Below are 12,733 nucleotides of genomic sequence, written 5' to 3' on the forward strand. Positions count from 1 at the left end.
GGCAAAGCCTCACACGAAGTACCCGGCGGTGTCCGGCGATTCGGGCTCGAACCGGGAGACACAGCACTTTCACACCCGTGCCGGTCCCGTGCTGTCCCGCTCGATCAGCCGCGGCACCGGCACCCGCACCGTGCGCGCCGGTCCGCCGTCCAGCAGCGCGGTCAACTCCTGGGCGGCCGTACGGCCGAACTCCACACTGTCCCGGGACAGCGCCGACAGCCACGGCCGGACCATCCGGCACAGCGCGGAGTCCTCCCAGGCGACCACCGACACGTCCCCCGGTACGGAGAAGCCGAGTTCGGTCGCGGCGGCCACCCCGGCGACGGCCATCACGTCGTTGTCGTAGATCAACGCGGTTGGCGGAGCAGGGACTTCGAGGACCCGGCGGGTCACGGCGGCGCCCGCCGCGTCCGAGTAGTCGGTCGTCACCGAGTGCACCTCGGTCAGCCCGCGGCGCCCGGCCTCGGCGCGCAGGGCGCGGATCCGGCGCTCGGTGTGCGCGAGGCCCGGCAGACCGGCGATGTGCGCGATCCGGCGATGGCCGCGCGCGGACAACTCGTCGACCACCGACGCCATCGCGCCCGCGTCGTCCGCCCACACCGTCGACAGACCGGGATGCCGTTCGTCCGGCGCACCGCCTATGACGACGGCGGGCAGACCCAGTTCGTCGAGGAGGTCGGGGCGCGGATCGGCGGTGCGCGGGTCGGCCACCAGGACGCCGTCCACCCGGTGTTCGGCCCACCAGCGCCGGTACACCGCGCACTCGTCCTCGACGTCCTCGGCCATCTGGAAGAGCAGCCCGAGATGACGCTCGGCCAGTATCTCCTGGATGCCCGAGACGAGTTGGAGGAAGAAGGAGTCGACGCCGAGGGTGTCCGCGGGCCGGGCCAGCACGAAACCGACCGTCGCCGCGCCCTCCCCGGACAGCGCCCGCGCGGCCGTGCTGGGCCGCCAGCCGAGCTGTTCCGCGACCCGGCGCACCCGGTCGCGGGTGATCTCGGAGACGCCGGGCCGGCCGTTGAGCGCGAAGGAGACCGCGCTCTCGGACACGCCGGCGCGCTGCGCGATGTCCTTCATCGTCGGCCGACGCGCGGGTGACCGCTTGCCTGACAAGCCCGCTCTCCATTCCCTCGGAGCCGTGCACTAATGCGCTTGAGCCAGCACACCCTAAAGCGCATTAGTGATCCACCGCAAGAATGCAAACACACCTCGCTGAGCTGGGCTGTTGTCCGGATCGCGCCAACTAATGAATTTAGCTGAGCGGAATCCATTGACGGGCCCCGCGAACAGCGTGCAAGGTCTGCCCCGGCACGATTGGCCAACCCCCACTGCAAAGGAGCGATCCGCCGTGCGCATCTCCCGCAGAGCCTTCGCCGCCGCTGCCGCCGCCGTAGTCCTCATGCCGCTGAGCGCCTGCGGCTCCGGAGGAGACGGCGGCGGATCGACCGACGCCTCGGGCAAGGTCGAGGGCGACATCACCTTCCAGACCTGGAACCTCCGCGCCAACTTCAAGTCCTACTTCGAGGGCGTGATCTCCGGCTTCGAGAAGCAGTACCCCGGCACCCATGTGAAGTGGATCGACCAGCCCGCCGAGGGCTACGCCGACAAGATCAGCGCCGACGCCGCCGGCGGCACCCTGCCCGACGTCGTCAACGTCTCCCCGGACCTGGTCGCCCCGCTCGCCAAGGCGGGCCTCGCGATGGACCTCGACAAGGCCGCCTCGAAGTACAGGAGCGAGTACCTGTCCGGCGCCTGGGCCAGCCACCAGATACCGGGCATGACCGGCACCTACGCCTTCCCCTGGTACCTCAACACCGGCCCGCTCTTCTACAACAAGTCCCTGTTCAAGCAGGCCGGACTCAACGCGGACCAGCCGCCGAAGACATACGACGAACTCTTCGCCCAGGCACTCCAGTTGGCGAAGAAGACCGACGGCAAGGTCGCCACGCTCGCCAACGTCCCCACCGTCGAGGACTTCGGCCGCTACGGCGTCGAGCTCATGAACAAGGCCGGCACCGCCTTCGCCTTCAACGACGCCAAGGGCATCGAACTCCTCACCAAGTACAAGGAGTTGTACGACGCGAAGGCCCTCGACCCGCAGGCGCTCACCGCCACCCCCGAGTCGTCCGGCAAGAAGTTCCTCACCGGGGCCGTCGCCATGAACCCGGGCAGCGCGCTCGACCTCGACAACTTCAAGAAGCAGGCGCCCACCCTGTACAAGAACATCGGCATCACCGACCAGATCACCAGCACCGGCCACGTGAACATGTACGTGATGGGCGTGATGGTCAACTCCAAGACCAAGCACACCCCGGCCGCCGTGGCCTTCGCGCACTACGTCACCGACGCCCAGCAGCAGATGTCGTTCGCGAAGAAGGTCGCCATCTTCCCGAGCACCGCGGGCTCCCTCGACGACCCGTACTTCACCAAGGAGGACGGCACCGACGAGACCCGGGTGCGCATCGCCGCCGCCAAGTCCCTGAAAAACGCGGTCAATTACACGCCGGTGCTGTTCAGTGAGCAGATGAAGACAGCGCTGCGCAACGAGGTGGCCAAGGCCCTGCAGGGGAAGGAGAGCCCCAAGACAGCTCTTGACAACGCTGTCAAGCAGTGCAACACGCTCCTCCAGCAACAGGGGTAGTCCACGATGGCCCTCTCCACCGTCTCCCGGGTGCGGCGCCAACTGCCCATCAGCCCCTGGCTGTTCGCCGCCCCCGGACTGCTGATCACCGGCGCCTTCATCCTCTACCCGTTCGGCTCCACGCTGGCCAACGCCTTCACCGACCGGCGCACCCTGATCCCGGGCCACTTCGTGGGCTTCGCCAACTTCCGCGAACTGTGGCACGACGACATGTTCTGGACCGGCCTGCGCAACAGCACCCTGTACATCCTCGGGGTGGTCCCCGCACTCGTCGTACTCCCGCTGCTGCTCGCCCTGTTGGTGCAGAAGAACATCCCCGGCATCACCTTCTTCCGGTCCGCCTTCTACACCCCGGTCGTCGCGTCGATCGTCGTGGTCGGACTCATCTGGGTGTGGCTGCTGGACGAACGCGGCCTGGTCAACTCGCTGTTGGAGACGATCGGCGTCGGCCGGATCGGCTTCCTCAGCGACCAGTGGCTGCTGCTCCTGAGCGCCATGGCCGTCACGGTCTGGAAGGGCCTCGGCTACTACATGATCATTTATCTGGCCGCGCTCGCCAACGTGCCGCGCGAACTGCACGAGGCCGCCTCGGTCGACGGCGCGGGCGCGGTACGCCGGTTCTTCACGGTCACCGTGCCCGCCGTCCGCTCCACCATGGTCCTCGTCGGGGCGCTGTCCTCGGTCGCCGCCTTCAAGGTGTTCTCCGAGGTCTATCTGATGGCGGGCCCCAGCGGCGGACCGGCCGGCGAGGACACCACCCTCGTGATGCTCGTCCAGCGCACCGGCACCGGCCTCACCGGCCGGGTCGGCTACGCCTCCGCGCTCTCGGTCGTCGTCTTCGTCGTCACCGTCGCACTGATGCTGCTCGTGCTGCGGGCCGACCGGAAGGAGGACGCTTGAGCGTCATCGAGCGCACAAGACCCGTCCAGAAGGCGGCAGTTCGCGAACCCCGCGTCACCGACGAGCACGGCCGCCGCATCCGCGTCTGGGAACTCGCCCTGCGCTACACGCTGTTGCTCGCCGTTCTCGCCATCACGGTCGGCCCCTTCCTGTGGCAGCTCTCCACCTCGCTCAAGGGCCCGACCGAGGACATCTACAGCTCGCCGCCGACCTTCCTGCCCGAACACCCCACCCTGCACAACTACAAGAGGGTCGCCGACACCATCCCGGTCTGGGACTACGCCTTCAACTCACTGAAGGTCGCCTCCGCCAACGTCGTGACCAACTGCGCCGGTTCGGCCCTCGCGGGATACGCACTCGCCCGGCTGCGCTACCGGGGCCGCCGCGTGGCCACCCTCGTCTTCATCCTCGCGATGCTCGTGCCGGTGGAGGGCATCATCATCGCCCAGTTCACCACCATGAGGGAGCTGGGCCTCAACAACACCCTGATCGGGGTGGTCCTCCCGGGCTGCATCGGCGCGATGAACGTCCTGCTGATGCGCAACGCCTTCCTCAACCTGCCGTACGAGATCGAGGAGGCTGCCTACGTCGACGGCGCCAACGTCTGGCAGCGGTTCCTGCGCATAGCCCTGCCGTCCGTGAAGGGCACGATCGCCGTCGTCGCGATCTTCGCCTTCATGGGCGCCTGGGACGACTTCCTCTGGCCGCTCATCGTGCTCAGCGACCCGTCCAAGTTCACGCTCACCATCGGCCTCAACTATCTGCACGGAACCTTCGCCAACGACGAACGCCTGGTCGCCGCCGGCACGGTGATCGCCGTGGCCCCGCTGATCGCCCTCTTCGCCTGCCTCCAGCGGTACTTCTTCCGAGGCGTGGGCGAAGGCGCGGTGAAGGGCTGACGTCTCCTTGCCTTCAGACACGCACTACAGAACCAGGATCCCGATGTCTTCTGCCGTGCGCTTCGGCGTCAACTACACCCCCAGCCAAGGGTGGTTCCACCACTGGCTCGACTTCGACCTCGACTCCGTACGCGCCGACCTCGACTCGATCGCCGAACTGGGCCTCGACCACATCAGGGTCTTCCCGCTGTGGCCGTACTTCCAGCCCAACCGCACCCTGATCCGCCCGAAGGCCGTGGAGCAGCTGGCCGAGCTCGTCGACGCGGCCGGTGAGCGCGGGCTCGACGTCAACGTGGACGGTCTGCAAGGGCACTTGAGCAGTTTCGACTATCTGCCCGCCTGGACCCGGACCTGGCACCGGCGCAATCTCTTCACCGACCCGGACGTCCTCGACGGCCAGGCCGCCTATCTGCGCACCCTCGCCGCCGCCCTCGCCGACCGGCCGAACTTCATCGGCATGACCCTCGGCAACGAGATCAACCAGTTCTCGGCGGGCCCGCATCCGGACCCCGACCGGGCGACCGGGGACCAGATCGACGCCTGGCTGGAGCGGATGCTCGCCGCCTGCGCGGAGGGCGCGCCCGGCAAACCGCATCTGCACGCCGAGTACGACGCGACCTGGTACCAGGACGACATGCCGTTCACCCCGGCCCAGGCCGCCCGCCGGGGCGCGATGACGGCCGTGCACTCCTGGGTCTTCAACGGCACCGCCCAGCGCCACGGCCGTGCCTCCGTGCCGAGCGAGCATCACGCCGCGTATCTCGTCGAGTTGAGCAAGGCCTGGGCCGACGAACCGCACCGGCCCGTCTGGCTCCAGGAGGTCGGCGCGCCCCAGCCGCTCGTCCCCGCCGAGCACGCGGCCGACTTCGCCTCCGCGACCATCGCCAACGCCCTGGACTGTCCCGACCTCTGGGGCATCACCTGGTGGTGCTCCCACGACGTGTCCCGCGAGCTCGCGGACTTCCCCGAACTGGAATACGGGCTGGGCCTGTTGACCAACGACCGGCGGGCCAAGGACATCGCGCTCGTGCTGGCCGAGGCGGCCCGGGAGCCCACGTACGCACCTGCCCCCCGCAGCACGGCGCTCGTGGTGCCCGCCGACCCGCAGGTCCGCTCGGTCTGCGCTCCGGGTGGGCCGGTCTTCGACGCCTACTTCCGACTCGTCGCCGACGGCGCCCGCCCGGCGACCGTCCTCGACGTGCGCGCGGACGACAAGGAACACCTCGCCGCGCGCGGCATCACCGAGGTCGTCACTCCCGATCAGGTACTCCCCACCCCACAAGGAGACACCAGCTCGTGAACCCCACCAGACGCACCGTCCTGCTCGCCGCCGGCGCGGCGGCCCTGCTGCCCCAACTGCCCCTGCCCGCCTACGCGGCAGGGCAGGTCGCGGCCACCGCGACCCCGCCGTACGCCAGTTACTGGTACCCGGACTCCCTGCCCTCCGGCACCCCGGGCACCGGCATCACCTGGCGCAGCCTGAAGACCTGGACGGCCGCCTCGGACACGAACCTGGCCTTCAACGCCGCCGCCGTCCCGCTGGCCGCGCGCTTCACCCCGACCCCGGCCAACAGCACCGCCCGTTCGGGCCAGGCCCGCATCCAGTCCCTGGTCTCCTTCGGGCCGACGTCGAGCAACCCCTCCCAGGGCGCGGCCACCGCCGACTACTACGCGCTCACCCACTGGTCCTACCTCGACGAACTCGTCTTCTGGGGCGGCTCCTCCGGCGAGGGCATCATCCTCGCCCCCAACGCGCCGATCGTGGACGCCGCCCACCGGCACGGCGTACCCGTCCTCGGCAACATCTTCCTGCCGCCCGTCGCCTACGGCGGTCAACTCCAGTGGACCCGCGACCTGGTGCAGAAGGACTCCGCCGGGCACTTCCCGCTCGCCGCCCAACTCGTCGCGGTGGCCGCCGCGTACGGCTTCGACGGCTGGTTCGTCAACGCCGAGACCAGTGGCGGCAACACCGCGCTCGGCACCGACATGCAGGGCTTCGTCAGCGAGTTGAAGTCCCTCGCCGCCGCCCAGGGGCAGCGGGTCACCTGGTACGACGCGATGGCCGTGAACGGCACGGTCAGCTGGCAGGGCGCGCTGAACACCTCGAACCAGGCGTTCTTCCAGGCCGCGAACGACATGTTCATCGACTTCCGGTGGAGCACGAGCACACTGGCCGCCTCCGGCACGAAGGCCGACGGACTGGGCCGCAGCCGCTACGAGTTGTGGGCGGGCGTCGACGTCGAGTCCAACGGGTCGAACACGACGGTGAGTTGGGACGCGATGGTGCCGACCACCAAGGCGCACATCACGTCCGTCGGCTTCTACCGGCCCGAGTGGACCCGCAACCACCTCCCCGCGACCCGCACCCCGGGCGACTTTCACGCGGCCGACGACCGCTTCTGGACCGGGCGTTCACTCGACCCGTCGAAGCCGGACAGCACCGACCCCTGGCGAGCCCCGGCGGTCTCGGTCGTGGACCGGTCCACGGTGGGCGGCGCACTGCCCTTCGCGAGCGTCTTCAACACCGGCCACGGGCTGCGCTGGTACGAGGACGGCGCGGTCACCTCGGACGCGCAGTGGAACCACCTCGGCCTCCAGGACCGGCTGCCGTCCCGCCGCTGGGCGGTGCGTACGACGGGCCAACGGCCCACCGTCACCTTCGACTTCGCGGACGCGTGGCGCGGCGGCAGCAGTGTGCTGGTCTCGGGCGCACTGGACCAGCCGACGACGCTGGACCTGTATGCCACTCAACTGCCGGTCACCGATGACACGGTGGTCGACCTGACCTTCCGCACCGACACGGGCAGCGCGACCGTCGAACTGGCCGTCGCCACCGCCGAACCCAGCACGGTCGGCGCGACAGCGCCGTACAGGTATCTGCCAGTGGCGGCCTCGGGCAGCGGCTGGCAGACGGTGAGCGTGCCGCTCGCCGGCTTCTCCGGGACGCTGCACGCCATCGGTGTACGGCTCACCGCGACGCAGGGGCCGGTCAATTGGCGGCTCGGCGGACTCGCCGTGCGCGATGCCGACGCGGCACCGACGCCCGCTGCTCCCGCCAACTTCCTTATCAGCGCGGCCACCGGCGGCAACCTGCGCTTCGCCTGGGACGCCGCGCCCGGCGCCGTACGCCATTACACGCTCCACCGTCTGCTGCCCGACGGCACCCGGCGCTTCCTCGGCGGCACCTGTCAGCGCGCCTTCTACGTCGGCGGGCTGACGGCCGAACAGGGCGAGCAGCAGGCGTGGTTCGAACTGCGCGCGACAGGGGAGCTCTACACAGCGTCGGCCCCCGTGACCGTCGCGTACGCCTGGTAACACCCGTAGTCCCACCCGCAACCGAGCCACGGAGCACCCGACATGCATGACGACCGCAGCCTGGTCGAAGCCCGCCTCAAGCGTGTTCTCGAAGAGCGCATCCGTCCCGCCGTGTACCCCGAGTCAGTGCCGCTGGAAGTGGCCGTCTGGCACGCGCCCGACGAGCCGGTGCCCGTGGCCGAGGGGCTCGCGGGCACACCCGAACCGATCGAGGTGGGCGCCCGGTGGGGTGCTCCCTGGGGCACCAGCTGGTTCCGTGTCACCGGGACCGTCCCGCAGGAGTGGGCCGGGAAGACCGTCGAGGCGTTGCTCGACCTCGGCTTCGACGAGAACATGCCCGGCTTCCAGTGCGAGGGCCTCGTCTACCGGCCCGACGGCACCCCCGTGAAGGGCCTCAACCCGCGCAACCAGTGGGTCCGGATCGGCGCGCCCGTCGCCGGCGGCGAGGAGGTGCGGCTGTACGTCGAGGCCGCGTCCAACCCGGTGGTCATGGACTACCACCCGTTCGTGCCGACGCAGTTGGGCGACAAGGAGACCGCCGGCAGCGAGCCGCAGTACACGCTCACCCGTATGGACCTCGCCGTCCTCGACGAGAACGTCTGGCAGCTCGTCCTGGACCTGGAGGTGGTCGGCGAGCTGATGGCCGAGCTGCCGGTGGACTCGGCGCGCCGCTGGGACCTGCTGAGGGCCGTCGAGAAGACGCTCGACGCGGTGGACCTCCAGGACGTCAACGGCACGGCGGAGCAGGCCCGTTCACAGCTGACGGCCGTCCTGTCCACGCCCGCCGTGCCGTCCGCGCACCGCATCAGCGCCATCGGGCACGCGCACATCGACTCCGCGTGGCTGTGGCCGCTGCGGGAGACGGTCCGCAAGGTCGCGCGGACGACGTCCAACATGACGGCACTCCTTGAGGACGAACCCGACTTCATCTTCGCCATGTCCCAGGCCCAGCAGTGGGCGTGGGTGAAGGAGCACCGGCCCGAGGTGTGGGCGCGGGTCAAGAAGGCGGTGGCGGACGGGCGGTTCGTGCCGGCCGGCGGGATGTGGGTGGAGTCGGACACCAACATGCCGGGCTCGGAGGCGATGGCCCGTCAGTTCGTGCACGGGAAGCGGTTCTTCCTCGACGAGTTCGGCATCGAGAACGAGGAGGCCTGGCTGCCCGACACCTTCGGCTTCGCCGCCGGGCTCCCGCAGATCATCAAGGCCGCCGGCTCCAAGTGGCTGCTGACGCAGAAGATCTCCTGGTCGCAGACGAACAAGTTCCCGCACCACACCTTCCGTTGGGAGGGCATCGACGGCACCCGCATCTTCACCCACTTCCCGCCCGTCGACACCTACAACTGCTCCATGCAGGGCCGCGAAATCGCCCACGCGGCACGCAACTTCAAGGACAAGGGCGTTGCCCGCCACTCCCTCGCGCCCACCGGCTGGGGCGACGGAGGCGGCGGCACCACCCGCGAGATGGTCGCCAAGGCGGCCCGCCTGCGCGACCTCGAAGGCTCGGCGACCGTGGCCTGGGAGACCCCGAAGGAGTTCTTCGAGAAGGCCGAGGCCGAATACCCCGAACCCCCCGTCTGGGTCGGCGAGTTGTACCTCGAACTCCACCGCGCCACCCTCACCAGCCAGGCCAAGACCAAGCAGGGCAACCGGCGCAGCGAACACCTCCTGCGCGAGGCGGAGCTGTGGGCGGCCACGGCCGCCGTACGAACCGGATTCCCTTACCCGTACGAGGACTTGGACCGGATCTGGAAGACGGTGCTGCTGCACCAGTTCCACGACATCCTGCCCGGCTCCTCCATCGCCTGGGTGCACCGCGAGGCCCGGAAGACATACGAGGGACTGGCCGCCGAGCTGAACGGCATCATCGACGCGGCCCAGCGCGCCCTGGCGGGGGAGGGGACGCGCGAGCTGGTGTTCAACTCGGCGCCCCACACCCGCGACGGCGTCCTCGCGGGCGGCGCCCAAGTCCCGGCGGTGGAGGGCGAGTCGGCACTCGCGTCCCGGGTCGGCGGCGGACACGTACTCGAGAACGGCCTGCTCCGTATCGAGATCGACGGCCGGGGCCTCGTAGTCTCCGCCTACGACATCGAGGCCGACCGCGAGACGATCGCCCCCGGTAGGGCCGCCAACCTGCTCCAACTCCACCCGGACTTCCCGAACATGTGGGACGCCTGGGACGTCGACGAGTTCTACCGCAACACGGTCACGGACCTCACGGACGCGGACGAGGTCGTCGCCGACGGGGACGCGGTGCGGATCGTACGGTCCTTCGGCGCGTCCAAGGTCACCCAACTGCTGTCCCTCGCACCTGGAGAGCGGCGGCTGCTCATCGACACCGAGGTCGACTGGCACGAGACCGAGAAGTTCCTCAAGCTCGCCTTCCCGCTCGACGTGCACGCCGAACGGTACGCGTCCGAGACCCAGTTCGGGCACTTCCACCGCCCCACGCACACCAACACCTCATGGGAGGCGGCCAAGTTCGAGGCCTGCAACCATCGCTTCGTCCACCTGGAGGAACCCGGCTGGGGTGTCTCCGTCGTCAACGACTCGACGTACGGCCACGATGTGACCCGGACGGTCCGCACCGACGGCGACGCCGGTACGACCACCACCGTCCGCGTCTCCCTCCTCCGCGCCCCGCGTTTCCCGGACCCCGAGACCGACCAGGGCGTCCACCGCTTCCGGCACGCGCTGGTGCCGGGCGCGGGCATCGGGGACGCGGTGCGGGAGGGCTGGCGGATCAATCTGCCGGAGCGGCGGGTCACGGGTGGTCAGGAGGTCACGCCGCTGGTGAGCGTGGACCGGGACTCGGTCGTCGTCACGGCCGTGAAGCTGGCGGACGACGGCAGCGGGGATGTGGTGGTCCGCTTCCACGAAGCCCACGGGGGACGGGCCAGGGCGACGCTGACGGTCGGCTTCCCCTTCGACTCCGTCGAGGTCACCGACCTGCTGGAACGTCCGTCGGCCGATGCCGGCGAGGTGACCCGTGAGGGCGATCAACTGGCCCTGCGGCTACGGCCGTTCGAGCTGGTGACGCTGCGGTTCCAGCGGGCCTGAGCGTCCTGAGAGGCCCGGCTTCCGCCGTGCCCCCTCCGCCCGGCGCGCTGGCCGGGTGGAGGGGAGCGGGGCGGTCAGGCGGTGAGGCTCCGCACGGCCTCGCGGATCAGGTCCGCGACCTTCTCGGGGTGCGCGACACATGCGCACCGGACCTCAGAACAGCCCGTTGGAGTGCGGCAGTTCGGCCGGGACCGGAGCGATGACGTCCCAGTGCTCGACGATCCTGCCGTCGGCGACGCGGAACAGGTCCCAGTAGGCGACCGGCACCCCGAACTCGCCCTCCGACTGCAGGAGTACGAGGTCGCCCTCGGCCACGACCTTGTGGACGTGCTTGTAGACCAGGTTCTTGCCCTGCTCGGCCCACTTGGCCGCGGCGGCGCCGAAGCCGGCCAGACCGTCGGCCGCCTCCGGGTTGTGCTGGCGGTAGGTCTCGGTGGAGATGTAGTCGGTGAGCACGGAGTAGTCGGCGCCCTTGAGGACCTTCTCCGCGAACTCGGCGACCAACTCGCGGTTGGACTCGGTCCGTTCGAGATCGGTCGGCTCGCCGGGACCGTCGGTCTGCGAGCGCCCGGAAGCGGTCGTCGTCACGACGGGCGTCAGCGCGTCCCAGTGCTCGGCGAGCCTGCCGTCGGCGTCCACCCGGAACAGGTCGAAGGCGACCAGGGGCTCGGGGCCGAAACCGTGGTACGTGCCGTGGAGCGCCACCAGGTCGCCGTCGGCGATCACCCGTGCGCCCTCGTAGCGAAAACCGTCCGGCAGCCCGGCGACCAGCTGCCGCAGTGCCTCCGGGCCGTCCGCCGCGAGGCTGCTGTGCTGACGGTAGTCATCGGCCACCCAGCGGTCCACCGCGCTCGGGTCATTGTCACCGAACAGCTCGCCGGCCGCCTTGAGGACGATCTCCTTGTTGCTCATGGCACCTCTCCTGTCTGTGGGTTCCGGCGACGCCTTGCCCGCCGGACTGCGTCCACTCTCTCGGCCGGCCCGCCCCGACGCACGGTAGAGTCGGGCATGGCCATGGTCGAAATAGGACACGTGCCGGTGATCGAGCGGGGTTACCGCAACCCGCTCCGGCCGGATCTGCTGATGGAGGTCCTCACCTTCGCGGACCTCGCTCGTCGCCTCTCGGGAGCGGAGTTCGGGCGGGTGCACCGGCTCGACTTCCACCACCTCACGTTCGTCCACGGCGGCGAGGCGACCGGCATGGTCGACTTCGTCGACGTGCCGCTGCGGCCGGGAACACTGCTGTACATCCGGCCCGGCCAGGCACAGCGCCTGCCGACGGCTTCCGGCGACGCTCGGCCGGACCTGGATGCCACCGTCGTCCTGTTCACCCCGGACTTCCCGCCCCGGTTTCCCGCGACCGTGCGGGTGACGGACGACGTCTTCGGGCCGGCCCACTGGCTGCTCGGCCCGGACGACCACGACCGGCTCCGCCGCGCCCTGGCCGATCTCGCCGCCGAGTACGCCGACCTCCCCCGACAGGACCCCGAGATCACGAAGGAACTGCTGCGCCAGCTCCTCGCGGCCCTCCTGCTGCGCATCGCGCGACTCCCCGCCCCCGACGGCCGCGCGACAGCGTCCGTGGAGGAGCCGTACCGCCTCTTCCGGCACGAACTGGAACGATCCTTCGCGGTCCTGCGCCAGGCCCACGACTACGCCGCCCGGCTCGGCTATTCCCTCAAGACGCTCAACCGCGCCTGCCAGCGGGCCACCGGCCACACCGCGAAGCAACTCATCGACGCCCGGGTCCTGTTGGAGGCCAAACGCCAACTGGCCCATACCGACCTGCCCGTCGCGGCCATCAGCCACCGGCTCGGCTTCACCGAACCCACCAACTTCAGCAAGTTCTTCACCCGGGTGACCGGTCTGACCCCGGGCGCCTTCCGCGAGAGCCAGCGCTGACCGGGCGAACCGTCCGCCG

9 protein-coding genes are annotated in these 12,733 nt (G+C 69.9%); 7 read left to right on the forward strand and 2 right to left on the reverse strand.

The annotated features are described in order from the left end of the window. Positions 1-69: 69 nt before the first annotated feature. The gene (locus tag SSP08S_RS14330) at positions 70-1,077 is read right to left on the reverse strand and encodes a LacI family DNA-binding transcriptional regulator (RefSeq protein ID WP_019068298.1); all 1,008 of its coding nucleotides are present in this window, start codon (positions 1,075-1,077) and stop codon (positions 70-72) included. A gap of 271 nt (positions 1,078-1,348) precedes the next feature. Here SSP08S_RS14330 and SSP08S_RS14335 point away from each other — a divergent pair, with 271 nt between their 5' ends. From SSP08S_RS14335 to SSP08S_RS14360, 6 genes are read left to right on the forward strand one after another with little or no spacing between them, the layout of a single operon-like run. Further along, positions 1,349-2,641, forward strand: coding sequence for an ABC transporter substrate-binding protein (locus SSP08S_RS14335; RefSeq protein WP_019068299.1), 1,293 nt, complete (start codon positions 1,349-1,351; stop codon positions 2,639-2,641). A gap of 6 nt (positions 2,642-2,647) precedes the next feature. Beyond that, positions 2,648-3,541: a carbohydrate ABC transporter permease gene (locus SSP08S_RS14340; RefSeq protein WP_019068300.1), complete on the forward strand. Its 894-nt coding sequence runs from the start codon at positions 2,648-2,650 to the stop codon at positions 3,539-3,541. Then, on the forward strand, positions 3,538-4,440 hold the full coding sequence (locus SSP08S_RS14345; protein ID WP_019068301.1) for a carbohydrate ABC transporter permease: 903 nt from the start codon (positions 3,538-3,540) through the stop codon (positions 4,438-4,440). Before SSP08S_RS14340 ends, SSP08S_RS14345 begins: the two co-directional genes overlap by 4 nt. 43 nt (positions 4,441-4,483) lie before the next feature. After that, positions 4,484-5,740: a glycoside hydrolase 5 family protein gene (locus SSP08S_RS14350; RefSeq protein WP_086021975.1), complete on the forward strand. Its 1,257-nt coding sequence runs from the start codon at positions 4,484-4,486 to the stop codon at positions 5,738-5,740. Next, entirely contained in the window at positions 5,737-7,755 is a 2,019-nt protein-coding gene (locus tag SSP08S_RS14355; RefSeq protein WP_019068303.1) for an endo-beta-N-acetylglucosaminidase, read from the forward strand. The genes SSP08S_RS14350 and SSP08S_RS14355 overlap by 4 nt, the downstream gene beginning before the upstream one ends. A 42-nt stretch (positions 7,756-7,797) precedes the next feature. Continuing rightward, complete coding sequence (locus tag SSP08S_RS14360; RefSeq protein ID WP_019068304.1) at positions 7,798-10,812, forward strand: alpha-mannosidase; 3,015 nt, start codon at positions 7,798-7,800, stop codon at positions 10,810-10,812. 153 nt (positions 10,813-10,965) lie between these two features. Here the strand turns inward: SSP08S_RS14360 and SSP08S_RS14365 are convergent, their stop codons facing one another. Continuing rightward, positions 10,966-11,724: a nuclear transport factor 2 family protein gene (locus SSP08S_RS14365; protein ID WP_019068305.1), complete on the reverse strand. Its 759-nt coding sequence runs from the start codon at positions 11,722-11,724 to the stop codon at positions 10,966-10,968. A gap of 96 nt (positions 11,725-11,820) precedes the next feature. Here SSP08S_RS14365 and SSP08S_RS14370 point away from each other — a divergent pair, with 96 nt between their 5' ends. Beyond that, the gene (locus SSP08S_RS14370; RefSeq protein ID WP_019068306.1) at positions 11,821-12,714 is read left to right on the forward strand and encodes an AraC family transcriptional regulator; all 894 of its coding nucleotides are present in this window, start codon (positions 11,821-11,823) and stop codon (positions 12,712-12,714) included. Positions 12,715-12,733: the final 19 nt, after the last annotated feature.

The sequence above is a fragment of the Streptomyces hokutonensis genome (assembly GCF_000376565.1).
Taxonomy (GTDB): Bacteria; Actinomycetota; Actinomycetes; order Streptomycetales; family Streptomycetaceae; genus Streptomyces; species Streptomyces hokutonensis.